Source organism: Nocardia sp. CA-136227, from assembly GCF_050955695.1.
In the GTDB taxonomy this organism is placed as follows: Bacteria; Actinomycetota; Actinomycetes; order Mycobacteriales; family Mycobacteriaceae; genus Nocardia.
Genome location: NZ_CP192081.1, coordinates 4,983,138 through 5,008,470, shown reverse-complemented (window position 1 = coordinate 5,008,470; position 25,333 = coordinate 4,983,138). Strand labels below are relative to the sequence as shown.

Below are 25,333 nucleotides of genomic sequence, written 5' to 3'. Positions count from 1 at the left end.
TTCGTCGCGCTGGTCCTACTTCACGGCCTTGCGCACGCCGCCGATGAGGGCGTTGGTGAGGGCGCGCAGGCCGGGCTCGAGGATCTGGGCCGGCAGCGGGAGGCTCGGCTCGGATTCCATGGTGTAGACGACCCGGGTGCCGCCGGGCGCGTCGGAGAAGGCGATGGTGCCGACGTGCCGCTTGACCGGGGCGCCCGCGATGACGCGGTAGACCATGCGCTCACCGGGGACGAGCTCGGTGGTCTCCTCGGTCGGGCCGATGCCGGCGATGCCGAGCTGGTACTGGGCGCCGACGCCGGACGGGCTGCCGATGCCCGGCTTCTTCAGCGAGATCTTGATGGGCAGAAAGGGATTGAGGCTGTCGCGCTCGGAGAAGAGTTTGTACACGACGTCGCGGGGGGCGGGAATGACGGTGTCGACCGTGGTGCTGGCCATGACGGCATTGTCTCCTTTCGTGCCGGTGCTCGGAGCATATCCTTACCGGCCGGTAAGAAGATAGCCGCGAACCGGACAACCTGCGGACGCCGGGACTCGAGCAACATTTCGGCGATCAAATGACGATGCTGACCGGCGCGCCTCCACCAGTGGTTGAGAGTTTGGGGTGATCATCGGTCGCTATGAAGATGATGGGCCTGCTGTCGCGCAATACCGAAACGCTGCCGGGTCTGACCGGGATGGCCCGGGTGGACCGCAATACCAGGCGTTTGCTGCAGCGCGTGGGTCCGGGGGATGTGGTCGTCCTCGACGAGTGCGACCTCGACCGGCTCACCGCCGACCGCCTGGTCGAGGCCCAGGTAGCGGTGGTGGTCAACGCCTCGCCCTCGATCTCCGGGAGATACCCGAACCTGGGACCGGAAGTGCTGGTGGCCAACGGCATTCAGTTGCTGGACGCGGTCAGCTCGGACGTGTTCAAGAAGATCAAGGACGGCACCAAGGTGCGCGTCGAGGGCGCAGTGGTCTACGCCGACAAGCTCGCCAAGAAGGAGCCCGAGGCCCTCGTGGAGGGCATCGAACTCACCGAGACGACCATCGCCGAGCGCATGATCGAGGCCCGCAACGGGCTCGCCGACCATCTGGAAGCGTTCTCCGGCAACACCATAGAGTTCATCCGCACCGAGTCCTCCTTGCTCATCGACGGCATCGGCGTGCCCGATGTCGAGGTGGAGATGAAGAAGCGGCATGTCGTGGTGGTGGCCGACGGTCCCGAGCACATCGAGGACCTCAAGCGCATCAAGCCGTTCATCAAGGAGTACGCCCCGATCCTGATCGGCGTGGGCCGCGGCGCGGACACCCTGACCCGCCACGGGTATCGCCCCGACCTGATCGTCGGCGATCCGGAGGAGATCACCGCCACCACGCTCAAGTGCGGCGCGGAGGTGATCCTGCCCGCCGACACCGACGGCGACGCCAAGGGGCTCGAGCGCATCCAGGATCTGGGCATCGGCGCGACCACCTTCCCGTCCTCGGGCGCGCCCTCGGATCTGGCGCTGCTGCTGGCCGACCACCACGGCGCGTCGCTGATCGTGACCGTCGGCGCGGCGGCCTCGCTGGACGACTTCTTCGACCGCGGTCGCCGCGACTCCAACCCGGCGACCTTCCTGACCCGTCTCAAGATGGGCACCAAGCTCATGGACGCCAAGGCCGTGGCCTCGCTGTACCGGCACCGGGGATCCGGCTGGGCGATCGCGCTGGTGGTGCTGGCCGCGCTGGTGGCCCTGGTGGTCGCGGTGCTGGCCACGCACATGGGCGGTGAAGCGGTGACCTGGATGTCCGACACCTGGGATCGCGGATGGCACTGGGTGGAGCGGCTATCGGACCGGCAGAGGTAGAGGACCGAATGATTTCTTTTCGCCACCACGCGATTTCGATCGCCGCGGTATTCCTGGCCCTGGCGGTGGGCGTGGTGCTGGGCACCCGGGCGCAAGGCAACGGGTTGTTCTCCAGCGATCGGCAGCAGGTCGGCGACCTGCGAGCCGAGAACGGGCGGTTGACCGAACAAGTGAAGGCGGCCGACGCCTTCCTGTCCGGCGCGTCCGGCAAGCTGCTGACCGGGGCTCTGGCCAATCGGTCGGTTCTGATCTTCACCACGCCCGACGCCGACAGCGGCGACGTCGACGCGGTCAGCGCGGCGCTCACCACCGCCGGGGCCGCGGTCACCGGGCGGCTCGGACTCTCCGGCGCGTTCACCGACTCCTCCGAGGGCGATCGGCTGCGCACCGCGCTGGTGAACATGGTGCCCGCGGGCGCGCAGCTCGAGGTCGAGGCGGTCGATCAGGGCAGCCTCGCGGGCGATCTGCTCGGGCAGGTGCTGCTGGTCGATCCGGGGAGCGGGCAGCCGCGCGGCACCCAGCAGGAGCGCGGCCTCGTCCTGGAGACGCTGCGCGGCGGCGGCTTCCTGACCCCAGTCGGGGACGTGCAGCCCGCCCAGCTGGCCGTGGTGGTCACCGGGGACGGCGCGCGGGCCGAGGAGAACAACCGGGGCACCATCATCGCCCGATTCTCGGGCGGGCTGCGGTCCCACAGCGCCGGTGTGGTGCTGGCGGGTCGCTACGGAGCCGCCGAGGGACCGGGCGCGATCGCGGTGGCCCGGTCCGAGCTCGGGCTGGCGGCCGTCACCACCGTCGACAACGCCGATCGCGAGATCGGGCGGATCACCACCGTGCTCGGGCTCACCGAGCAGCTGAACGGCGGTACCGGTCGTTACGGCACGGGTGCGAAGGCGACCTCGCTCACAGTCGCCGCCATGCCGCACTGACCGCGGTGAACACAAAGCCAACGCCGAGCACCGGAAAGGTTGCCCGCGACACGCGGAACCGAGTCGATCGCGGGCAGCCGAACACGCGTGGCATGCGATCAGCCTCCGCAATCCGTGTTACCGTGAAGACCCGTGGGTAATTCACGGATTCCGGCGCGCGCGGCCACGAAACACATCTTCGTCAGCGGCGGTGTCGCCTCTTCACTCGGTAAGGGTTTGACCGCCTCCAGCCTCGGTCAGCTGCTGACGTCGCGCGGTCTGCGCGTCACGATGCAGAAGCTGGATCCGTACCTGAACGTCGATCCCGGCACCATGAACCCCTTCCAGCACGGTGAGGTGTTCGTGACCGAGGACGGCGCGGAGACGGACCTCGACGTCGGTCACTACGAACGGTTCCTGGACCGCGATCTGTCCGGGGACGCCAATGTCACCACCGGCCAGGTGTACTCGAAGGTCATCGCCAAGGAGCGTCGCGGCGAGTACCTCGGCGACACCGTGCAGGTGATCCCGCACATCACCGACGAGATCAAGAGCCGCATCCTCGCGATGACCGGTCCCGATCTGCACGGGCAGGCGCCCGATGTGGTGATCACCGAAATCGGTGGCACCGTCGGCGATATCGAGTCGCAGCCGTTCCTCGAGGCGGCGCGTCAGATCCGCCACGAGGTGGGTCGCGAGAACTGCTTCTTCCTGCACGTCACGCTGGTGCCCTACCTGGGTCCGTCGGGCGAGCTCAAGACCAAGCCCACCCAGCACTCGGTGGCGGCGCTGCGCAATATCGGTATCCAGCCCGACGCGCTGATCCTGCGCTGCGACCGCGATGTGCCGCAGCCGCTGAAGAACAAGATCGCGCTCATGTGCGACGTGGATGTGGACGCCTGCATCTCGACGCCGGACGCGCCGTCGATCTACGACATTCCGAAGGTGCTGCACCGGGAGGGCTTGGACGCGTACGTGGTCCGCAAGCTCGGGCTGCCCTTCCGCGACGTGGACTGGACGGTCTGGGGCGATCTGCTGGACCGCGTGCACAACCCGCGCGAAGAGGTCACCGTCGCGCTGGTCGGCAAGTACGTGGACCTGCCGGACGCCTACCTGTCGGTCACCGAGGCGCTGCGCGCGGGCGGTTTCGCCTCGCGGGCCAAGGTGAACATCCGCTGGGTGCAGTCCGACGAGTGCGAGACCGAGGCCGGCGCCCGTTCGCACCTGGCCGATGTCGACGCCATCCTGATCCCCGGCGGCTTCGGCATCCGCGGCATCGAGGGCAAGGTGGGCGCCATCCGCTTCGCCCGCGAGCACAAGATTCCGCTGCTGGGCCTGTGCCTGGGCCTGCAGTGCGTGGTCATCGAGGCGGCGCGCTCGGTGGGCATGAAGGACGCCAACTCGGCGGAGTTCGAGCCCGACACCAAGTTCCCCGTCATCTCCACCATGGCCGATCAGGAGCAGATCGTGGCCGGTGAGGCCGACCTGGGCGGCACCATGCGACTGGGCGCGTATCCGGCTGTGCTGCAGAAGGATTCGCTGGTCGCGCAGGCCTACGGCGAGACCGAGGTCTCCGAGCGGCACCGCCACCGCTACGAGGTCAACAACACCTACCGCGACAAGATCGCCAAGAGCGGCCTGAAGTTCAGCGGCACCTCCCCGAACGGCCACCTGGTCGAGTTCGTGGAATACCCGCAGAACCAGCACCCGTTCCTGGTCGCCACCCAGGCGCACCCGGAACTCAAGTCCCGCCCGACCCGCCCGCACCCGCTGTTCGCGGCGCTCATCTCGGCGGCGCTGGATTACAAGGCCGCCGAACGGCTCCCGGTCGAGATCCCGGCCGAGGCCCCGGCCCCCGAAGGCGAGAAGGTCTCCAAGTAGCCCTCCGCCGGCTTGCCACCCGACACCGCCCGAGCGTCCAGCACGCCCGGGCGGTGTCGGGTTCCGGGCACTGCTCGCTCTGATCGAGAGCCGGCGTGGTGTCGGCCACGGCAGCGCGGGTGGCGGGTCGGGTGTGGCCGGGCGGGGCGGGGATTCGCGCTACGGTTCTGGGATGACGTCCTCCGGTCCGGTTCCCGGTTCACACGAATTCGATGTTCTGTCCAGTCGCACCGTGTATTCGGGGGCGATTCTCGCGCTGCGGCTCGACCAGGTGGTCATGCCCGGCGGGAAGGTGGCCGAGCGGGAGGTGATCGAGCACCACGCGGCGGTCGCGGTGGCGGCGCTCGACGAGGACGAGAATCTGGTGCTGATCAATCAGTATCGGCATCCGATCGGGCGGCGGTTGCTGGAATTGCCCGCCGGGTTGCTGGACGAGCAGGGCGAGGATCCGTTGGAGGCGGCCAAGCGGGAGTTGGCCGAGGAGACGGGGCTGGCGGCGCGGGAGTGGGCGGTGCTGGTGGATGTGGCGCTGTCGCCGGGGTTCACCGATGAGGCGCTGCGGGTGTATCTCGCCACGGGGCTGTACGAAACCGACCGGCCTGACCCGGAAATGGAGGAGGCCGACCTCCAATTGCTGCGGATGCCCCTGGCGGAGGCCGTGCAGGCCGCGCTGGCGGGGGAGATCACCAATGCCACCGCAGTCGCCGGAGTCACCGCGCTGATGACGGCTCGCGCCTCCGGGGCGGTGCTGCGGCCCGCGGACGCGCCGTGGCCCGGCATGCCGACCGCGTTCCTGGACCGCAAGGCGCGGGGGCGCGCGGAGTAGATCCCGATTGGGAAACTTGTTCTGTTTGCCGGGGTTTGGCTGGGGAAGTTCGTCGGTGGCTGCTGCAATGATGTGACCCGTGCTGAAGCGGCAGATCGACGCGTACCTCGACCATATGGCGGTCGAGCGCGGCGCCGCGCGCAATACGCTCAGCGCCTACCGCCGCGATCTGGGGCGATATCGGCACTTCCTGTCCGAGCGCGGCGTGGAAACGCTTGCGCGCGTGGCCGAATCGGACATAGCCGACTACATGGTGTCGCTGCGCTCGGGCGACGCCGAGCATCCCGCGCTGGCGGCGTCCTCGGCGTCACGGGCTCTGGTCGCGGTGCGCGGGCTGCACCGGTTCGCGACGGCGGAGGGGATCACCGACGCGGATGTGGCGCATCCGGTGAAACCGCCGACGCCCGCCCGCCGGCTGCCGAAAGCCCTTCCTTACGACCAGATCTCGCGGCTGCTCGACGCGGCCGGCGGTGATATCGCCGACGGCCCGCGCGGGCTGCGGGACCGGGCCCTGCTGGAATTGCTGTACTCCACGGGCGCGCGCATCTCCGAAATCGTCGGCCTGGACGTGGACGACATCGACACCCCCGAACGCGCGGTCGTGCTGCGCGGCAAGGGCGGCAAGCAGCGCATGGTCCCGATCGGCCGTCCCGCCCTGGCCGCCCTGGACAACTACCTGGTCCGGGGCCGCCCCGATCTGTCCGCGCGCGGCCGCGGCAACAGCGCCCTGTTCCTCAACCATCGTGGCGGCCGGCTGTCCCGCCAGACCGCTTGGCAGGTCCTGCAATCCGCCGCCGAACGCGCGGGCATCGCCGCGCAGGTGTCGCCGCACACCCTGCGCCACTCGTTCGCGACCCACCTCTTGGATGGCGGCGCGGACGTCCGGGTCGTGCAGGAACTGCTGGGCCACGCCTCGGTGACCACCACCCAGATCTACACCCTCGTCACGGTCGGCACGCTGCACGAGGTCTGGGCGACCGCGCACCCGCGTGCCCGGTGAGAGCGCCGCACGGGCCTCGAAAGACCGTGGTCCCGAGAGACATTGTCGCCCCGAAAGACATTGTCGCCCCGAGGCTCTCCCGCCCGATCTGCGGTCCGGGCGCGTGGCGCGCACGGGTCGGGCGGCCGGATGCCACTCGTGGACGCCGGATGGCACCCGGGCGAGCGCACTGTCCTCCAATGGACTCCACTGCCCGGGCTCACGGCGCAGTTGCGCCATACCCGGATCCTCCAAATCCGCCGATTCCGGTTTATCCGGTGCTTCGGGCGCGGAACATGACCCTGAACCCGTAACCTGCTGTGCCACAGTGCAACGAGACGTCTCGGACCGGTCCTCGGCCCGGCTCGGGCGTCTGTACCGGGTCTGAAGTGCAGGTTTAGGGTGCGTGTCCGAACGTTGGTCTCGCGCGAACAGGCGGTAGCGTCTAGGAGGAACCCGATCGCACACGCGGCCGGGTGCGTCGTCCATTCCAGGCCGATGGGCGAGGCAAGGGCAGGAACGTCGAAGGAGCAGCGGACGTGACGACTACCGGTGGTGCGGGCCAGCGGATCGAAACCGCCGCGCAAACCCTGTGGGAGGCACCCGATGTGGTGCACGACGCGAAGCAGGTCGGTCCCACCGGACGCCCGCTGCGCGAGATCCCCGAACCGCCCGAACCGGACCACACCGGCCCCGCGCTGATCGTCGCCATGTGCAATCAGAAGGGCGGCGTCGGCAAGACCACCTCGACCATCAATCTCGGTGCGGCGCTGGCGGAATACGGGCGCAAGGTGCTGCTGGTGGACCTGGATCCGCAGGGCGCGCTGTCGGCGGGACTCGGTGTGGCGCATCACGATCTGAACGTGACCGTGCACAACCTGCTCGTCGGGCCCGGCAAGGTGAATCCCGACGACGTGCTGATGAACACCAAAGTCGACGGCATGGATCTGCTGCCCAGCAATATCGACCTCTCGGCCGCGGAGATCCAGCTCGTCAACGAGGTCGGCCGCGAGCAGACCCTGGGCCGCGCCCTGGCGCCGCTGCGCGACCGTTACGACTACATCCTCATCGACTGCCAGCCGTCGCTGGGCCTGCTCACCGTGAACGCCCTGGCCTGCGCCGACGGCGTCATCATTCCGATGGAATGCGAGTACTTCTCGCTGCGCGGGCTGGCCCTGCTCAACGACACCGTGGAGAAGGTGCGGGACCGGCTGAATCCGGCGCTGACCCTGTACGGCATCGTGGTCACCATGTTCGATGCCCGCCTATTGCATTCGCGCCAGGTCATGACGCGCGTGGTCGAGGTGTTCGGCGACCTCGTGTACGACACCGTGATCTCGCGGACCGTCCGCTTCCCCGACGCCAGCGTCGCGGGTGAGCCCATCACCACGTGGGCGCCGAAATCCGGTGGCGCGGAAGCCTATCGGGCCATGGCCCGGGAAGTCATCCAGCGGTCGGGCCGTTGAGCGATCCTCTCGACTCGGCGTCCGGCCACGACCCCGCGGACGCGACTACCGGCATGCCCGGGGACGGGTCGCCGGTAGTGAGCGACATCGTCGGCGCTGGTGAGGACATCGCCGGTGCGGACGTCGCGGATGCGGACCCGGCCGGTGAGGACCCGGCCGGTGTCGTCGCGGACATCGCCGGGGCGGGTGCGGACGAAACCTCCGAGAGCACGGCCGCGCCGGGTTCGTCGGTGGTGTCCGATATCGCCGGATCCGGCGCTGTAGCAGAGCCCGCCGCGCCGTCTGCCGCCGCTGTTGCGTCCGAAAGTTCGGACAATGCGGGCAAATTCCATCTGAAGCTGGCCAACTTCGAGGGCCCCTTCGACCTGCTGCTGCAACTGATCAGCTCGCGACGCCTCGACGTCACCGAGATCTCGCTGCACAAGGTGACCGACGAGTTCATCGCCCACACCAAGGCCCTCACCGCCCGCTTGTCCGAGGTGAAGGGCCTGCGCGCGGACAAGGTCCTGGACCAGACCACCGAATTCCTGCTCATCGCGGCCACCCTGCTGGATCTGAAGGCGGCCCGGCTGCTGCCCTCGGGCGAGGTGTCCGACGAGGAAGACCTGGAGTTGCTGGAGGCGCGCGACCTGCTCTTCGCGCGGCTGCTGCAGTACCGCGCGTTCAAACGGGTCGCGGAGTTGCTGGGCGAGCTGGAGGCGGCGGCGCTGCAACGGTATCCGCGCGCGGTGTCGCTGGAGGAGCGGTATCTGGCGCTGTTGCCCGAGGTTACGCTGGGGGTGGACGCCGCGGGATTCGCGGAGGTCGCGGCCACCGTGTTCCGGCCGCGTCCGCGACCGCGGGTGGGGCTGGATCACATCCACGCCCACGCCATCTCGATCGCCGAGCAGGCCGCGCTGGTGCTGGAGATGCTCAAGAACGCGGGCGCGGGCGGTTGGACGACCTTCCACGAACTCTGCGCCGACTGCGAGCTGCCGATCCAGATCGTGGCCCGCTTCCTCGCGCTGCTCGAGCTCTACCGCGGCAAGACCATCGAGTTCGACCAGCCCGACCCGCTGGGCCCGCTGTCCGTCAGCTGGATCGGCGAGCTCGAGGACCAACCCGCCCAACCGGTGACGATTGAAGAGGACTACGGGTGACCGAGGTGCACAACATGGATGACGACGTGCAGGACCAGCCCGCCGGCAGCCAGCCCGCACCCCAGCCGACCCTGGCCGAGCAGATCATCGCCGAAGCGGCCGCGGCAGCCAAGGCCCGCGCGGCCGGACCGGATACAACCGAGGCCGCGGCTGCACCCGCGCCCGCGGCTGCCGTCGAGCCCGCCGAGTCCGCGCCGGACGCCGAAATCACCGGGACAGCGGCCGAAATCACACCGGCCGAAGCCGAAGTCACAGTTCCCGCGAGCGAGGTCACAGTGCCCGCGGACGAAGTCACGGCACCCACGGACGATGTCGCCGCGCCCGCGGAGGCGGAGGAGGCCCCCGCGCCACCCGTCCTGGCGGTCGATCCGCAGGAGTTCGACGACGAGGACGAGCTGTCGGAGGCGGAGTTCCGGTCCGCGCTGGAGGCCATGTTGCTGGTGGTCGACGCGCCCGCGCCGACGGAACTGCTGGCCTCGGCACTGCGGGATCACCCGGTCCGGGTGGAGGCGGCGCTGCGGGAGATGTCGGCGGAGTTGACCGCGCGGCGCAGTGGCATGGATCTCAGGTTCGTCGGCGACGGCTGGCGCTACTACACGCGGACGGAATTCGCTCCCTATGTGGAACGTATGCTGTTGGACGGCGCACGATCGAAACTGACTCGCGCGGCTTTGGAAACCATGGCGGTGATCGCGTACCGTCAACCGGTTACCCGAGCACGCGTGAGCGCGGTGCGCGGCGTGAACGTGGATGGCGTGATCAGGACCCTGCTGGCGCGGGGGCTGATCGCGGAGGCCGGATCGGACCCGGAGACCAACGGCACTCTGTACATCACCACCGAGCTGTTCCTGGAACGGATCGGGCTTGCGTCACTGGCGGATCTGCCGCCATTGGCCCCGCTGCTCCCGGGCGTCGACCTGATCGACGAGATCAATGAGAGCTTGGATACCGACCCCCGGTACACCAGGCTGAAGAAACCGGCCGAGGCGGATATCGACCTCGGCACCGAGGACTGAAACAAGGACAACGTGAATACACCCGCTCGCCGAGATGGCACACCGGATCGTAGGAAACGTGGCAGCGAACCGCCTCGCGGCGGTTCCCGCGCCGCCCGAGGCCGGACCGGAGAAGACCGGTCCAGCGGCGGCAATTCTTATGGCGGAGCCCGTGGCGGCTCCACGTCGCGCGGCTCGCGCGGCGACTCGCCCTCCTGGGGCGGCAATTCCCGCGGTGACTCCCGCGGTGACTCCCGCGGCGGCTCGGGTTCGTACGGCCGTGACTCGGATCGTTCGCGCGGTGACGCTGGTTCGTATGGTCGTGATTCCGACCGTTCGCGCGGTGGCGCCGGTTCGTATGGTCGTGATTCCGACCGTTCGCGCGGTGGCGCCGGTTCGTACGGTCGTGATTCCGACCGTTCGCGCGGTGGCGCCGGTTCGTACGGTCGTGACTCCGACCGTTCGCGTGGCGGTGCCGGTTCGTTCGGCCGTGACTCCGACCGTTCGCGTGGCGGTGCCGGTTCGTTCGGCCGTGACTCCGACCGTTCGCGCGGTGGCGCCGGTTCGTACGGTCGTGACTCCGATCGCTCGCGTGGCGGTTCCGCTCCCCGCGGCGAAAGCCAGTGGGGCGCAAGCGGTTCCCGTGGCGGCGCGCCCGCTCGCGGCGGCTCGGGCTCCGGCTTCGGTGGCCAGGGCGGTAACTCCGCGCGCGGCAACCAGTCTCGCGGTATCGGCGGCGGTCGCCCGCTGGCCCCGCACACCTCGCCGAACACCACCGGCAAGAAGAAGACCGCCAAGCCGGAGCGCAAGATCGTCGCGCCGGTGCTGATCAGCAATGCCAAGCCCGCCCGGCACCAGCACGTGGACTTCGAGGAGCGCGCTCCGAAGAAGCTGCCGTGGGGTGAGGGTGAGCGCCTGCAGAAGGTTCTCGCCAAGGCCGGTGTGGCCTCGCGGCGCGTGGCCGAGGACATGATCGACGCCGGTCGCATCGAGGTGGACGGCAAGATCGTGCGTGAGCAGGGTCTGCGCATCGATCCCGAGACCGCGGTGGTCCGGGTCGACGGCGTGCGCGTGGTGATCCGCTCCGAGCAGGTGTACCTGGCGCTGAACAAGCCCAAGGGCTGGCAGTCGACCATGTCCGACGAGATGGGCCGCCCGTGCGTGGGCGATATCGTGGCCGAGCGGATCGCCGCCGGTCAGCGCCTGTTCCACGTCGGCCGGCTGGACGCCGACACCGAGGGCCTGCTGCTGCTCACCAATGACGGTGATCTGGCGCATCGGCTCATGCACCCCTCCTTCGAGGTGTCCAAGACCTACCTGGCCACCGTGAACGGCGAGGTCCGCAATCGCGAGGTCGGCAAGCAGCTCAAGGACGGCGTCGAGCTCGAGGACGGGCCCGCGTCGGTGGACAAGTTCCAGGTGCTCGAGGTCGGCAACGGCAAGTCGCTGGTGAAGGTGGTGCTGCACGAGGGTCGCAAGCACATCGTGCGCCGCCTGCTGGACGCCGTCGGGCATCCGGTGACCGCGCTGGTGCGCACGCACGTCGGGCCGATCGCGCTCGGTGATCAGCGGCCGGGCACGCTGCGCGTGCTGGGCCGGGACGAGGTCGGGAAGCTCTACGAGGCGGTGTCGTTGTGAACGGTGTGGGATCTCTGATCGATACGGCCGGCGCGCTGACCGGTTCCGCGCAGCTGGTCGTGGCCATGGACGGCCCGTCGGGCACCGGCAAGTCGAGCGTGTCGCGCATGCTCGCGACCCGGCTCGAGGCCAGCTACCTCGACACCGGCGCCATGTACCGGGTGGCGACGCTGCGCGTGCTGCGCAGCGGCGTGGACCTGGACGACGCGGCCGCCATCGCGATCGCGGTGAAGGAACTGCCGCTGACCATCGGCACCGATCCGAGTCGGGAGGTCATCCTGCTCGACGGTGAGGACGTCTCCGGTGAGATCCGCGGCAACGCGGTCACCCAGGCGGTGTCCGCGGTGTCGGCGGTGCCCGAGGTGCGCGAGCAGCTGGTCGCGTTGCAGCGGGAGCTGACGGCGGCGGCGGGTCGAATCGTGGTGGAGGGCCGGGACATCGGCACCACTGTGCTGCCCGCGGCGGACGTGAAGATCTATCTGACCGCGTCGGCCGAGGCCCGCGCGCAGCGCCGCAACGCGCAGAACATCGCCGAGGGGCGGGGTGACGATTTCGCGGGCGTGCTGGCCGATGTGCAGCGCCGCGACACCCTGGACTCGACGCGCAAGGTGTCGCCGCTGCGTCCCGCCGAGGACGCGGAGCTGGTCGACACCAGCGAACTGAACAAGGACGAGGTCATCGACGAGCTGTATCGCGTGGTGGCCGCACGGATTTCGGCGGGAGGCGCGCAGTGACGCAGGACACCTTCGCCGGTGATGGGATCTGGTCGGACGAATCCGACTGGGACATCGCCGAATTCGAGGGCGAGCAGGACGCCGAGCACGTTCCGCTGCCGACGGTGGCCATTGTCGGCCGCCCCAATGTCGGCAAGTCGACCTTGGTGAACCGGATCCTGGGCCGCCGCGAGGCGGTCGTGGAGGACATTCCGGGCGTGACCCGGGACCGGATCTCCTACGAGGCCACCTGGGCCGGTCGCCGATTCCTGGTGCAGGACACCGGCGGCTGGTCGCCCGATGCCAAGGGGCTGCAGCAGTCGGTGGCCCGGCAGGCCGAGGTCGCCATGAACACCGCCGACGCGATCGTCGTGGTGGTGGATGTGACCACCGGCGCGACCTCCGCCGACGAGGCGGTGGCGAAGACGCTGCGGCGCAGCAAGACTCCGGTCATCCTGGTCGCCAACAAGGTCGACAACCAGAAGCTGGAGGCCGACGCCGCCGAGCTGTGGTCGATGGGTCTGGGTGAGCCGCACATGATCTCGGCCGCACACGGTCGCGGTACCGGTGATCTGCTGGACGAGATTCTGGCGAAGCTGCCCGAGACTCCCCGCGAGGGCACGGGTCTGCACGGCGGTCCGCGCCGTGTGGCGTTGGTCGGCAAGCCGAACGTGGGCAAGTCGTCGCTGCTGAACAAGCTCGTCGGCGAGGAACGGTCGGTGGTCCACAATGTCGCGGGCACCACCGTCGACCCGGTCGACTCGCTGGTCGAATTGGGCGGCAAGCCGTGGCGTTTCGTGGATACCGCGGGTCTGCGCCGCAAGGTGAGCAATGCCTCGGGCCACGAGTTCTACGCCTCGCTGCGCACCAAGGGCGCGATCGAGGCGGCCGAGGTGGCGGTCATGCTGATCGACGCCTCGGAGCCGGTCACCGAGCAGGACCTGCGGGTGATCTCCATGGTGGCCGAGACCGGCCGCGCCCTGGTGATCGCCTACAACAAGTGGGATCTGGTCGACGAGGATCGCCGCGAGATGCTCGAGCGCGAGATCGACCGCGAGATGGTCCAGGTCCGCTGGGCCCAGCGCGTCAATATCTCCGCGCACACCGGTCGCGCGGTGCAGAAGCTGGTCCCCGCCATGGAGACCGCGCTGGAGTCGTGGGACAAGCGCATCTCCACCGGCCGCCTGAACAACTGGCTCAAGGAGGTCATCGCCGCCACGCCGCCGCCGATGCGCGGCGGCCGCCTCCCGCGAGTCCTGTTCGCCACCCAGGCGTCCACCCGGCCGCCGACGTTCGTGCTCTTCACCACCGGCTTCCTCGAGGCGGGCTACCGCCGCTTCATCGAGCGGAAGCTGCGCGAGGAGTTCAACTTCGACGGGTCGCCGGTCCGGGTCAATGTACGCGTCCGCGAGAAGCGCGACCGCAAGAAGTAACCCGACCCACCCTCGGCATCGGCCCGGGCGACGGCATCCGCGTCGCCCGGGCCGATCCGTCTGTCTAGAGGGCCATCTTGCCGTTGTCGACGGTGTAGACGGCGCCGTGCACGGCCGAGGCTTCATCGGAGCACAGGAAGCTGATGATATTGGCGACCTGCGCGGGTTCCATGAGGCCGCGGGGGCTGGCGGTCTTCAGGATGAGCTGGTAGTCGGGCTCGTCGGGGAAGGTGAAGTTCTCGAGCATCGGCGTGATCATGCCGCCGGGGCAGACCGCGTTGATGCGGATGCCGGCGCCGTCGAACTCCAGCGCCATGGCCCGGGTGAGGCCGATGAGGCCGTGCTTGGCGGCGCAGTAGCCCGCCGAATAGGCCTGGCCCTCCACGCCCGCGATGGAGGCCACGTTGACGATGCAGCCGGTGCGTTCGAGCAGGTGGGGGAGGCCGGCGCGGGACAGGAAGAAGGGCGCGCTGAGGTTGACGGCGAGGTCGTGCTGCCATTCCTCGTCGGTGACCTGACCGGTGTGGCGCATGGTGTGCGCGCCCGCGGCGTTGACCAGGATGTCGAGGCCGCCGAAGCGGTCGACGCAGGCCCGCACCACCTGATCGGCCGCCGCCGGATCGGCGAGATCGGCGGCGTGCCAGGCGGTGTCGGGTCCGTCGAAGGTGTCCTTCAGGCGCGCCTCGTCGCGGCCGACGCCGAGCACGCGCGCACCGCCCGCGATCAGCTGCTGCGCCACGGCCCGGCCGAGGCCGGAGGAGGCTCCGGTCACCACCGCGACCTTGCCGTCGAATCGACCGCCACCATTGCCCGACATACCCGTCTCCCATCGATCGCCGGGTGGCCGGAAGCCGCCGCCCGCTGAAACGGGTTCTAAATTAGCCGGGTGGCGCGGCCGGGGCGACCGCGCCATCCGGGGTGTGGGTCAGACCAGTTCGGGGACGCGGAGGTGGGCGAGAGCCAGTTCGAACTCGGCGACCTCGGTGACCGCGATGCCGGCCTGGGCGGTGGCGGCGGCCCGCAGGTCCGCGGCTGCCTGGGCGGTGCGGGCCAGGGCCTCGGCGCTCTCGAAGGTGGCGCAGGAGACGCCGCGCCCGGCGGTGCGGTCGACCAGCAGGCTGACGCTGCAGAAGCCGTCCATCTGCTCCATCGAGGGTATTGCCATCGAACGGAAGACGTTGATCGCCGAATCGATGCGATCGGCGTCGGCCCGGGTCCAGGTCAGGCGGGCGCAGGCGCCCTCCTCCGAGTGGTGCAGGCGGTGCAGGGTGGAGATCTCCCACTCCTCGATGAGGGGGCCGTCGCCGCCGAAGTAGTCCCGCGCGCGGTTGCGCAGCGGGCGCACCCGGCTGGCGCTGTCGTGCATCGCGTTCTCGGACTCCCACGCGGTGGTGACGATGCAGCGGCCGGACTCACGGTCCACCAGCAGCGACAGACCCACCCAGCCGGGCATGCCGGCCAGTTCGGACATCACTTCATCGCGCATGAACGCAATCCCGGGATCGATAGAGGACAGCTGCGCTTGAATCGTGTTAGAGCGTGCGAACACGTTCGATCCACCTCCTCGGTTACGGGGGCAGCGCCCGGGGTGACGCCACCGACGCCTCCCAGCCTGCTCCAGCCCGTTCGCCGTGGCAATACCGGGGCATACCTGGAGCAAACGGACGGGGTGCGCGGCCTGTCGCCGGGTGCGCCGGGCGAGCGCCGGACGGCGGCATCGCCGTGGTCCGCGGCGTCGGCCGAACCCCTCCCGGGCGTCGCGCGAACCCGCGCCGGGGAGCTGAGCCGGCGGGTTCGAGCGGGTAAGGTTCGGGGGAATGTGCGGGGTGTGAAGGGCCGAATTGTGCGTGCGGGTACGGAATTCGCGGGGTATCTGATCGAGCGGAAGCTCGGCGGGGGCGGGATGGGGGAGGTCTTTCTCGCCCGGCATCCGCGGCTGCCCCGGCTGGTGGCGATCAAGGTGCTGGCGCGGGAGTTGGTGACGCAGCTCGAGACGCGGGCCCGGTTCGAGCGGGAAGCCGAACTCGTTGCGCGGCTGGATCATCCGAATATCGTGGGCGTGCTGGATCGCGGCGTGTCGGGCGGGCGGCTGTGGATCGCCATGCAGTATGTGGACGGCGGCGACGCCTCCGCGCTGGACCCCTTCACCCTGCCCGCCGCCGAGGCAGTGCGGATCATCGGGGAGACGGCCAAGGCGCTGGACTACGCGCATTCGATGGGCGTGATCCACCGGGACGTGAAGCCCGCCAATATCCTGCTCAGCCGCGACGCCGCCGGGCAGGAACGCCGAATTCTGCTGACCGATTTCGGAATCGGGCGGTTGCGCGACGATTCCGCGCAGATTACCCGCACCGGGATGCTGTCCGCGACCATCACCTATGCGTCGCCGGAGCAACTGTCCGGGGCCGCGCTGGATCAGCGGTCGGACCAGTATTCGCTGGCCTGCACCCTGTTTCGGCTGTTCACGGGGTCCACGCCGTATCAGGCGGAGACGGCGGCCGCGGTGGTCGCGGGGCACCTGCAGCATCCGGTGCCGAAGGTGACCGATCGGCGGCTCGAGCTGCCCGCCGCGCTGGACGCGGTGTTCGCGCGGGGGCTGGCCAAGCGGCCGGAGGATCGGTTCGACAGCTGCCGGGACTTCGCCGACGCTGCGGCGCAAGCGCTTTCGGGTGTCTCGGAGTCGACCGTCCCGCCGCGGACGGTGGCCGGGACGCCGCGGCCGGGAGCGGCGACGATCGGTTCGACGGATGCCACGGCCGCGACGGTCACGCTGTCACGCGGCGGCGACCCCACCATGCTCGACGATCCGCGATTGCGACCGGAGCCGGTGACCGCCGCCCGGGTGCGGTCCGGTCGATGGCTGGCGGCGGGAGTCGGCGCGCTGGTGGTCGCCGTGGCGGCGGCGGCGGGAATCATCTGGGCGGCACAGGGTTCCGGGCCGTCCGGCCGCGCCGATCCGGTGAGCGTGGCCGGTCCCTTCACGGCCACCTACCCGGGTTTCGTGCCGCTGACCCAGATCGACGGGCTCGGCGCCAAGGTGGCCGCGCCGGTGTCGGTGGCCGACCCCGCCAATGACGGCCGCCTGCCGTGCGACGCGGCGACCATCGCGGCGGCGCTCCCGTTGACCGGCTCGGACGCCGCGCTCGGCCGTACTGTGCTGGGCGCGGTGAAGCTGGCCGTCGATCAGTTCGTGAAGGGCGGAAACCCGCAGGGCGGCAACAAGGTCTGCCCGATCACGGTGCGCGAGTTCGACACCGCCGGGGATCAGGCGAGGGCGGCGCGGGTCGCCGAGCAGATCGCCGCCGACGACTCGGTGGTGGCGGTGATCGGTCCGGCGCTGTCGAAGGAGGTCATGGCCGCCGGGAAGACCTCCGACGCGGCCGGGCTGCCGTTCCTCACCCCGGTCGCGACGAATCCGCTGCTGGCGCAGTCGGGGTGGAGCGGCTTCTTCCGCGGCTTGGCCAATGACAATGCCGAGGGCCCGGCGCTGGGGCGATACCTCACCAATACCGCCCGGTTCTCCCGGGTTTGCGTGGTCCGTGACAGCGGCGGCGGTTTCGGGGTGTCGCTGGCGGGCGCGGTGGTGGAGGGCCTCGGCCCGGCCTCGGTGCCGGCGTGCGAGGTCAGCGTCGATCTCGGCGGCGATACCCAGCAGGCCGTGTCCGCCATCGCCGCCGTGAACCCGGACGCGGTGTTCTACGCGGGCTATCCGGCCGCCGCCGCGACCCTGCTGGCGAAGCTTCGGAAAGCCGATGTCACAGCGACTTTCGTCCTCGGCGACGGCAGTTACGACCCCGCGTTCAAGTCCGCCGCCGGGTCGGCGGCCTCCGGCACCGTGGTGGCGTGTCAGTGCGGGCCCACCACGCAGCGCTTCCTCGACGAGTATCGCGACGCCACCGGGACCGCCGCGAATCCGTACGCCGTCGAGGCCTACGACCTCACCGCGATCGTGCTGCGGGGCATCGTGTCCGGGCACGGCGGCCGCACCGAATTGCGTGACTACCTGCACGGCTATCACGGCGACGGCCTGGCCCACACGTATGCCTGGTCCACCGGCGGCGAACCGGCCGAGCCGCGGATCTGGCTGTACCGGCTCGCCTAGTCCGTTCGCTCGGATTCGGGGGCAAGGGGTTTCGGCGGCTCGTCGCGTTCCGGCCGCAGGCGGCGCAGGAGCAGCATGGCCGCCAGGCAGCCGGCGCCGAGGCCGATGGCCGTCCACGCGGCGCGGTCACCGGCCGTGCTGACGCGGTCGGGCAAGGACGGCAGCACGTCGCAGCCCCGGTATTCCAGGGTGAGCGCCGCGGTCGGGACCAGCACGACGCCCAGTCCCAGGACGGTGCTCGCGGCCAGGCGGGTGGTGACCGCGCCGAAGCTGTATCCCGCCAGTCCCGCGTAGAGGCACGCGCCGAGCAGCGCGGCCCACGAATCATGGTGCTGCGCGCCGGAAGCCAGCAGCGCGAAGACCGACAGCCCGATGCTCGCCGCGACGGCGGCCACCGGCTGCGGCCGGGGCAGCAGGACGCCGGCGAACAGTCCGAGCGCCATGATCACGAGCACCGGCGCGAGTTTCCAATGGGCGTGGACGGTCGCGAGGGCGCCGCCGGTCGCGGTGAGCGATACCGCGAGCAGCGTGAGGGTGCCGTCGCGGCCCGGCAGCAACAGGGCCGCGATCAGCGCGGCCGCGACCACGGCGACGAGCCAGGCGGTAATGGCGATCCAGCTCTTGGTGCCCGGGGTGAGGCGTTCGGAGACCACCGCGATGGTCGTGATCACCACCGCCGCCGCCACGATCGGCGCGAACGGCAGCTGCACGGACGTCGGATGCGTGGCGCCGGTCCGTCCGCAGACCACCGCGCACACCGCGAGCAACGCCGCCGCCAGCACCGCCAGCCAGTCCGGCGGCAGATCCACGAAGGCGCGTTCGAGCACCGACAGGTTCCCGTTCTCGGCGGCGATGGTCTCGATGTGGCGTCCGAGCAGGACACCGGTGAGCCCGCCGAGCAGGTAGCCGACCGCGGGCGGCCGGTACCGTAGGGCCGCCGCCCCGGCCGCGCCCAGCAGCACGCCGCCGGCGAGCGAGTCGAGGAAGTTGGCGGTGGCCAGGGTGGCGGAGGTGGAACTGACCAGCAGGTGGTCGGTGGCCAGGACCAGCGCCGCGAACGCGCCGGTGGCCCATGCGGTCCGGTCGCCGAGCATGCGCACGAGGACAGCGGCCACCACGGCGAACACCGCGCCCGTGGCGGTGGCCCGGGGCACGGTGATGGTCAGCACCGTCATCTGCATGGCGGACGAGTCGGTGCCGCACCCGGCGTCGTAGGGCACGATCAAGGCCATGCCCGCGACCGCGGCGGCGATGCCTCCGCCCAGTGTGTCGAGGGCCGCGCGATAGCGCTGCACGGGCGGCTCCCTGGAGTCGAAGTGACAGAACAGTTACCGTGCGGCAACCGTAACAGTGCGTGGGCTCGCCGGGACAGTGCGCGGGCTCAGCGGGCGGGGCGGCGGGCCGCCCGGTCCACCGCGAAATCGCGGAACCGGCGTACCGCCTCCGACGGTGTCGCGGTCGCCGACCAGATCAGCCCCACATCGCGCGAAGCCCCGGCGTCGGCGAGCGGGACGACGGCCAGGTCCGGCGGCGACGGTTCCTCGGCGGGCACCAGCGCCACCCCGAGCCCGGCCGCCACCAGTCCCCGCACCGTCACCAGGTCACTGGTCTCGAAGGCTATGCGCGGCCGGATCCCGGCCGCCGCGCACAGGTCGTCGAAGATGCGCCGCATCCCGAATCCCGGATGCATGGTGATGAATTCGGCGTCGGCGAGCTCGCTCAGCCGGGTCCGGCGCTGCCCGGCCAGCCGGTGATCGGCGGGAACCGCCAGCACCAGCGGCTGATTCAGCAGCGTGTGCCACCCGATGCCGGGCTCGCTCGGCCGCGGCGACACCAGCGCCAGATCGGCTTCCCCGTCGAGGACCTGGCGGGTGATCGTCTCGGCCGCGCCCTGGAACAGCCCGAAGTCGACCCGTCCGGCCCCGCGCCGGAATTCGGCGATCAACTCCGGCGCCAGCCGACTGCCGAAGGAATGCAGGAACGACAGCCGCACCACCCCCTTGGCCGGATTGACCCGGTCGGCGACGGCCTGCTCCCCGGCCCGCAGTTCCGCGCGGGCGCGGCGGGCGTGCTCGTAGTACAGGCGGCCGTACTCGTTGAGCCGGATGCGCTTCCCGTGCCGATCGAACAGGGGAGCGCCCAGCCGCCGCTCCAACCGGGCGAGCATCCGCGACAGCGTCGGCTGGGCCAGATGCAATCGGTCGGCCGCCCCGCTCACATTCTCGGTTTCGGCGAGTGTCGTGAACCACTCCAGATCCGCGCCGAGCACACCGCCTCCTCGCTATATACCGCAGTGGCATGAGCCTACCGACCATCATGCATTTCCGATCTAAGCGCCGGTCACCCACCCTGGATCCGTAACCGATCCACCGTGGGAGGACCCGATGACCAGCGCCGATCAGCCATCGAGCACACCGCGTCCGATCGGCGCCCCCACGGCCGCCGTGACCATCGCGCCCGCGCCCGATCCGGGGTCCATCGCCCAGCGCGAGCTCATCCCGTCGGACCAACACGTCGCCTCCAGCGAACGCCCGGAGCCGGACGGGTCCGCCGAGTTCGCCGGAGCCCACGAGAAGCGGGTCACCGTGGCGCTTTTCGCGGCCGGGCTGACCACCTTCGCGGCCATGTACTCCACCCAGTCGCTGCTGCCGAGCCTGTCGGCGGCGTTCGCGGTGCCGCCCGCGCACGCGGCGCTGGCGGTGTCGCTGACCACGGGATTCCTTGCGCTGGCGATCATTCCGGTGGGTGTGCTGTCGGCGCGGATCGGCCGGACCCGGGTGCTGATCGGGTCGGCGGTGGCGGCCGCGGCGCTCGGGCTGCTGCTGCCGTTGTGCCCGACGTTGGACACGCTGCTGGCGGTGCGCGCGGTGCAGGGTGTCGCGCTGGCCGGGGTGCCCGCGGTGGCGATGGCGTATCTGGCCGAGGAGGTCGGCGCCGGCGGGCTGGGTTCGGCGATGGGGGTGTACATCGCGGGGACGAGTATCGGTGGACTGTCGGGCCGGTTGATCCCGTCGCTCGCGCTCGGGCTGACGTCGTGGCGGTGGGCGGAGTTGACGGTGTCGCTGGCGGTGGCGGCGGGCGCGGTGTGGTTCGCGCGGACGCTGCCCGCCTCACGCGGATTCGCCGCTCGCCCGGCCGGTTTCGGGACGCCGCTCGGTGATCTCGCCCGGCAGGTGCGCGCTCCACGCCCGGCCGCGCTGTTCGGGCTGGCCTTCCTGCTCATGGGCAGTTTCGTGTCGATCTACAACTACCTCGGCTACCGGCTGACCCACCGCCCCTTCGGCCTGTCCGAGGCGGTGGTCGGTCTGGTGTTCGTGCTGTACCTCGCGGGCACGGCGGCGTCGGCCTACGCGGGCCGGCTCGCCGATCGCCGTGGCCACCACCGGATCCTGGTCGTCTCGCTGGCCCTGATGGTCGTCGGCCTGGCCGTGACCATCCCGGACCACCTGAGCACGGTGCTGATCGGCATCCTGCTGCTCACCACCGGGTTCTTCGGCGCGCACACCGCGGCCAGCGCCTGGGTCGGCGCGCTGGCCGAGAACCGCGGCGCCGCATCGTCTCTCTACATGTTCGCGTACTACCTGGGCAGCGCGGTGGTCGGCAGCGCGGCCGGGATCGCCTACGCGGCGGGCGGCTGGATCGGCCTGGTGGCTTGCGTGGCAGTGCTTTTCGCGGTCGCCGCGCTGCTCACCGCCGCGCTGTCGCCCCGGGGCCCCGAGCGTGCCGGGACCCCGGAGCCGCGGCTGTCAGGGCAGCGGGTTGGCGTTCAGCAGTGACCACATGCGGTTGTTGACGTCGGTCGCGGCCGCCGAGCCCGGGGTGGGCCACAGGTGAGCCTTCGCCGCGTCATCGGTGGTGTGGTACAGCCGGTACAGCACCTGGGTGCCCGACGCGCACGAGTAGCGCTCGCCCTTCACCACCGCGGTGCCGGTCTCCGAGGCCGGGGTGGCTCCGCAACCGTCCTTGGTACGCCACAGGTCTCGATGCTGCTCGGCGACGATCTGCCACACGATGGGGTCGTTGTCGTTGAGCATCACGCCGAACGACAGCTTGCGGGTGGTCGGGCAGTCGTTGGCGTCCCACGCGCCGCTGGGCCCGGCCCACACCGCGGCCGAGGCCACCAGATCCGAGGCGGAGCACGCCATCCGGGAGGTCATCTGCCCGCCGTTGGAATGCCCGATGAAGTGCACGCGCTTGGGGTTCACGCAGTAGTCGTTGCCGATGGCGTGGACCAGGCTGCGCAGGAACGGAACGTCGTTGGCGGGGTTGGAGGCGCTGAACTCCCAGGCCCACTTGTCCGCCGCGCCGTCGTTCTTGCCGCCCTGGGGGTAGGCGACGATGAACTTCTTGCTCTGCGCGACCGCGGTCCAGCCGGTGGCGGTTTCGAAGTGCGTCGGATTGTCCTGACCGCCGTGCAGCGCGACCACCAGCGGCGCGGCTCCGCTCAGCCCGGACGGCACGAAGAGCCGGAAGGGACGGTCGACCCCGCTCTTGTCGGGCAGGGTCAGCGCGAGGGTGCCGCCGGTGGCCGCGCTCGAGCATCCGGCGGGTGAAGGCGGCAAGGGGTCGTCGCAGGTCAGACCGCACGGGGGCAGGCCGACCGCGTTCGCGGGGGCGGCCGCGACACCGGTCATCGAGAGTGCGAACAGTGCTCCGACCGCGGCCATCGCCAGCGCTCTGAATCTGAGCCTCACTGTAATCACCTGTCTGTCAAGCAGTTTCGTGGGACTGTAGCGACAAGAGATCTTTTCGTTCAGGCTCTCGAGCTGATATAGCTGGAATCTGCTAGCGCGCCGGCACGGGCCGATGGCCTACCGTGCGCCGGTGTTCGCGTCGATGAAGACTTGGTAACCGTCCAGCAGCCGGTCCAGCGCGAACCCGAAATCGGCTTCCTCCCAGTGCATGTCGTCGCTCTCGAAGGCGCGATTGGTGAGCGCGCTGGTGACGGCGGGGAAGCGCCGCGGGTCGAGGACGGAGGTGAGGATGCCGGTGTAGTCCTGATCCTCGCTCTGGCGGATGGCGTCGCGCAGGAACCGGGTGCGGCCGATCACGTAGATCGAGAGGTTCACCAGCAGTTGGAGTTTGAGCGCCTCGGGGATGTCGACCTCGGCGAGGGCGTTCATGCCGGTCTCCAGCCAGGCCATATTGTTCGGGCCGAGCGGGGGAGTGGTCATCGGGATGTCGAGCCACCAGTCGTGGGCGCGGATGGCGTGGAACTCGGCCCAGGCCCAGGCTTCCAGTCCGGCGCGCCAGCCCGCGGGCAGTTCCGGGGTGTGGTCGAAGATGCGGTCGTACAGCAGCACCACGAGGGTCTCCTTGCTGTCGACGTAGCGGTACAGCGACATGGTGGTGAAGCCGAGCTCCTTGGCGACCCGCGCCATGGACAGCGCCGCGTAGCCCTCGGTGTCGGCGATGGTCATGGCCGTGGCGAGGATCTGCTCGAGGCTCATGCCGCGCCGGGGTCCCCGGCTGCCCGCCTCGTCCAGATCCCAGAGCAGTTTCACCGATTTGGGCAGGGCTTGCGGCTCGGGCGTCATCGGACCTCCTGTCGTGGGTTCGGTTTCCATCTTGCGGCATCGAAGAAACTGTGTAGCCTATAAACAGAGTGTATGGCATACACAGTTTATGAACGGAGCTCTCCATGACCACATCCGGATCGGGGCCCGCCATCGAGGTGAGCGGCCTCGTCAAAGCCTTCGGCGACCAGCCCGTACTGCGGGGCATCGACGTCACCGTGCCCGCCGGGACGGTGTTCTCCCTGCTCGGCCCCAACGGCGCGGGCAAGACCACCATGGTCCGCATCCTCACCACCCTCGAACGCGCCGATGGGGGAGTGCTGCGGGTCGGTGGCCACGACACCGTGCGCGAGGCCGACACCGTGCGCGCGGCCATCGGCGTCACCGGGCAGTTCGCGGCGGTCGACGAGATCCTCACCGGTGCGGAGAACCTGCGGCTCATGGGGCGGCTGCTGCACCTCGGATCCCGCGAGACCGCCCGGCGCACAGCGCGACTGCTGGAGCAGTTCGAGCTCACCGAGGCCGCCGGCAAGCGCGCGGGCTCCTATTCCGGCGGCATGCGGCGACGCCTCGACATCGCCATGAGCCTGATGGGGCAGCCCCGCATCGTCTTCCTCGACGAGCCCACCACCGGACTGGACCCGCGCAGCCGCCGCGAACTGTGGCGGGTGATCCGCGGCCTGGTGGCCGACGGCGTCACCATCTTCCTCACCACCCAGTATCTGGAGGAGGCCGACCAGTTGGCCGACCGCATCGCGGTGCTCGACGGCGGCCGCATCGTGGCCGACGGGCGCGCCGAGGAGCTGAAGCGCCTGGTGCCGGGCGGGCATCTGCGGCTGGGCTTCGCCGACGAGCACGGGCTGGCGGCGGCCGCGCGAGCGCTGCCGGTGGCCGAGATCGACGGCGAGGAGCTGGCCTTGCGGGTGCCCTCGGACGGCAGTGTCGGCGATATCCGCAAGCTGCTCGACCATTTCGACGATCACGCCGTGGCCATCGACCACTTGTCCATTCACACACCCGATCTCGACGACGTCTTCTTCGCCCTCACCGGCAATACCGTGAAAGGCGCTGCGTAATGCGTACTCTCGTGCACTCCGCCCAGGACTCCGCCACCATGGTCGGCCGCAATCTGCGCCACACCCTGCGCAGTCCGGACACCATGATCATGACCATCGCCGTGCCGGTCAGCATTCTGCTGATGTTCGTGTACGTATTCGGCGGCGCGATGAATGTCGGCGGGTCCTATATCGACTACGTGGTGCCCGGAATCATTCTGCTGTGCGCGGGATTCGGCTCAGGCGCGACCGCGGTGGCGGTGGCCACCGATACCCACAGCGGCATCGTGGACCGGTTCCGCGCCATGGCCGTCTCCCGCAACTCGGTGCTGACCGGGCACGTGCTGGAGAGCGTGCTGCGCAATCTGCTCACCAGTTCGCTGGTGGTGCTGGTGGCCGTGGCGCTCGGCTTCCGGCCCACCGCGGACCCGCTGCGCTGGCTGGCGGTGGCGGGCGTGCTGGCCTGCTTCGTGGTGGCGCTGTCCTGGATCGCGGCCGCGCTCGGGCTGCTGGCCTCGAATCCCGAGGCGGCCAATGGTTTCATGTTCTTCTTCATGTTCCTGCCCTACGTGAGCAGCGCGTTCGTGCCGACCCAGACCCTGCCGAGCTGGCTGCGCGGTTTCGCGGCGCACCAACCGGTCACCTCCGTCACCGAGACGGTGCGTGGTCTGCTGATGGGTACGCCGGTGGGGGATTCCGCGCCGACCGCGCTGGCGTGGTGCGCGGGTCTGGCCCTGGCCGGGTACCTCGCGGCGGGCGCGCTGTCCCGTCGCCGAACCACCTCCTGAGATATGTCTACGCCGATATGCGCATCTACGCATGGCATCTCGGGTGAGCCATCTTAAGGCGAATGCGG

At 70.0% G+C, this 25,333-nt stretch carries 22 protein-coding genes; 15 read left to right on the top strand and 7 right to left on the bottom strand.

Translation table 11 applies throughout. From position 1 onward, the window contains the following. Positions 1–15 precede the first annotated feature (15 nt). Positions 16–435: an SRPBCC family protein gene (locus tag ACQP06_RS23115; protein ID WP_357287026.1), complete on the bottom strand. Its 420-nt coding sequence runs from the start codon at positions 433–435 to the stop codon at positions 16–18. Positions 436–617: 182 nt separating this feature from the next. Between ACQP06_RS23115 and steA the strand changes: the two genes are divergently transcribed. From steA to der, 11 genes are all read left to right on the top strand, one after another. After that, a complete protein-coding gene (gene steA, locus ACQP06_RS23110; protein WP_433666566.1) occupies positions 618–1,829 on the top strand; it encodes a putative cytokinetic ring protein SteA in 1,212 nt (403 codons plus the stop codon). 8 nt (positions 1,830–1,837) lie between these two features. After that, positions 1,838–2,755 (top strand): copper transporter, encoded by a 918-nt coding sequence (locus ACQP06_RS23105; protein ID WP_433666565.1) that lies wholly within the window; start codon positions 1,838–1,840, stop codon positions 2,753–2,755. A 132-nt stretch (positions 2,756–2,887) separates the two neighbouring features. Then, on the top strand, positions 2,888–4,615 hold the full coding sequence (locus ACQP06_RS23100; RefSeq protein WP_357095729.1) for a CTP synthase: 1,728 nt from the start codon (positions 2,888–2,890) through the stop codon (positions 4,613–4,615). 172 nt (positions 4,616–4,787) lie between these two features. After that, on the top strand, positions 4,788–5,441 hold the full coding sequence (locus ACQP06_RS23095; protein ID WP_433666564.1) for an NUDIX domain-containing protein: 654 nt from the start codon (positions 4,788–4,790) through the stop codon (positions 5,439–5,441). A gap of 79 nt (positions 5,442–5,520) precedes the next feature. Beyond that, complete coding sequence (gene xerD / locus ACQP06_RS23090; RefSeq protein ID WP_433666563.1) at positions 5,521–6,441, top strand: site-specific tyrosine recombinase XerD; 921 nt, start codon at positions 5,521–5,523, stop codon at positions 6,439–6,441. A 548-nt stretch (positions 6,442–6,989) separates the two neighbouring features. Further along, a complete protein-coding gene (locus ACQP06_RS23085; protein WP_357095788.1) occupies positions 6,990–7,886 on the top strand; it encodes a ParA family protein in 897 nt (298 codons plus the stop codon). A gap of 233 nt (positions 7,887–8,119) precedes the next feature. Beyond that, positions 8,120–9,025, top strand: coding sequence for a segregation and condensation protein A (locus tag ACQP06_RS23080; RefSeq protein WP_433673410.1), 906 nt, complete (start codon positions 8,120–8,122; stop codon positions 9,023–9,025). A 356-nt stretch (positions 9,026–9,381) separates the two neighbouring features. After that, entirely contained in the window at positions 9,382–10,041 is a 660-nt protein-coding gene (gene scpB / locus ACQP06_RS23075; protein WP_433673409.1) for an SMC-Scp complex subunit ScpB, read from the top strand. A gap of 801 nt (positions 10,042–10,842) precedes the next feature. After that, positions 10,843–11,658, top strand: coding sequence for a pseudouridine synthase (locus ACQP06_RS23070; protein WP_433590861.1), 816 nt, complete (start codon positions 10,843–10,845; stop codon positions 11,656–11,658). Between the two features lie 65 nt (positions 11,659–11,723). Next, entirely contained in the window at positions 11,724–12,392 is a 669-nt protein-coding gene (gene cmk / locus ACQP06_RS23065; protein ID WP_433673408.1) for a (d)CMP kinase, read from the top strand. Further along, positions 12,389–13,804, top strand: a complete 1,416-nt coding sequence (gene der / locus ACQP06_RS23060; RefSeq protein ID WP_379271710.1) for a ribosome biogenesis GTPase Der — start codon at positions 12,389–12,391, stop codon at positions 13,802–13,804. Before cmk ends, der begins: the two co-directional genes overlap by 4 nt. 64 nt (positions 13,805–13,868) lie before the next feature. Here der and ACQP06_RS23055 read toward each other — a convergent pair whose 3' ends face one another. Together ACQP06_RS23055 and ACQP06_RS23050 are read right to left on the bottom strand one after the other, a co-directional pair. Further along, positions 13,869–14,621: an SDR family NAD(P)-dependent oxidoreductase gene (locus ACQP06_RS23055; RefSeq protein WP_433666562.1), complete on the bottom strand. Its 753-nt coding sequence runs from the start codon at positions 14,619–14,621 to the stop codon at positions 13,869–13,871. A 108-nt stretch (positions 14,622–14,729) separates the two neighbouring features. Then, positions 14,730–15,353, bottom strand: a complete 624-nt coding sequence (locus ACQP06_RS23050) for a hypothetical protein (RefSeq protein WP_433666561.1) — start codon at positions 15,351–15,353, stop codon at positions 14,730–14,732. 279 nt (positions 15,354–15,632) lie between these two features. Between ACQP06_RS23050 and ACQP06_RS23045 the strand changes: the two genes are divergently transcribed. Beyond that, a complete protein-coding gene (locus tag ACQP06_RS23045) occupies positions 15,633–17,906 on the top strand; it encodes a bifunctional serine/threonine-protein kinase/ABC transporter substrate-binding protein (protein WP_433666560.1) in 2,274 nt (757 codons plus the stop codon). On the opposite strand, the gene ACQP06_RS23040 is transcribed toward ACQP06_RS23045, so the two are convergent. Both ACQP06_RS23040 and ACQP06_RS23035 read right to left on the bottom strand, forming a co-directional pair. Continuing rightward, the gene (locus tag ACQP06_RS23040; RefSeq protein WP_433666559.1) at positions 17,903–19,201 is read right to left on the bottom strand and encodes a hypothetical protein; all 1,299 of its coding nucleotides are present in this window, start codon (positions 19,199–19,201) and stop codon (positions 17,903–17,905) included. The genes ACQP06_RS23045 and ACQP06_RS23040 overlap by 4 nt on opposite strands. A gap of 86 nt (positions 19,202–19,287) precedes the next feature. Continuing rightward, positions 19,288–20,175 (bottom strand): LysR family transcriptional regulator, encoded by an 888-nt coding sequence (locus ACQP06_RS23035; protein WP_433666558.1) that lies wholly within the window; start codon positions 20,173–20,175, stop codon positions 19,288–19,290. Between the two features lie 115 nt (positions 20,176–20,290). Here ACQP06_RS23035 and ACQP06_RS23030 point away from each other — a divergent pair, with 115 nt between their 5' ends. Continuing rightward, positions 20,291–21,682 (top strand): MFS transporter, encoded by a 1,392-nt coding sequence (locus tag ACQP06_RS23030; protein ID WP_433666557.1) that lies wholly within the window; start codon positions 20,291–20,293, stop codon positions 21,680–21,682. Here ACQP06_RS23030 and ACQP06_RS23025 read toward each other — a convergent pair. Beyond that, the gene (locus ACQP06_RS23025) at positions 21,653–22,600 is read right to left on the bottom strand and encodes an alpha/beta hydrolase family esterase (protein ID WP_433666556.1); all 948 of its coding nucleotides are present in this window, start codon (positions 22,598–22,600) and stop codon (positions 21,653–21,655) included. The two genes, ACQP06_RS23030 and ACQP06_RS23025, sit on opposite strands and share 30 nt — an antisense overlap. Positions 22,601–22,717: 117 nt before the next feature. After that, positions 22,718–23,443, bottom strand: coding sequence for a TetR/AcrR family transcriptional regulator (locus ACQP06_RS23020; protein ID WP_433666555.1), 726 nt, complete (start codon positions 23,441–23,443; stop codon positions 22,718–22,720). Between the two features lie 104 nt (positions 23,444–23,547). On the opposite strand from ACQP06_RS23020, the gene ACQP06_RS23015 reads away from it, so the two are divergent. Further along, positions 23,548–24,498: an ATP-binding cassette domain-containing protein gene (locus ACQP06_RS23015; protein ID WP_433666554.1), complete on the top strand. Its 951-nt coding sequence runs from the start codon at positions 23,548–23,550 to the stop codon at positions 24,496–24,498. Then, positions 24,498–25,265, top strand: coding sequence for an ABC transporter permease (locus tag ACQP06_RS23010; protein ID WP_433666553.1), 768 nt, complete (start codon positions 24,498–24,500; stop codon positions 25,263–25,265). Before ACQP06_RS23015 ends, ACQP06_RS23010 begins: the two co-directional genes overlap by 1 nt. Positions 25,266–25,333 lie beyond the last annotated feature (68 nt).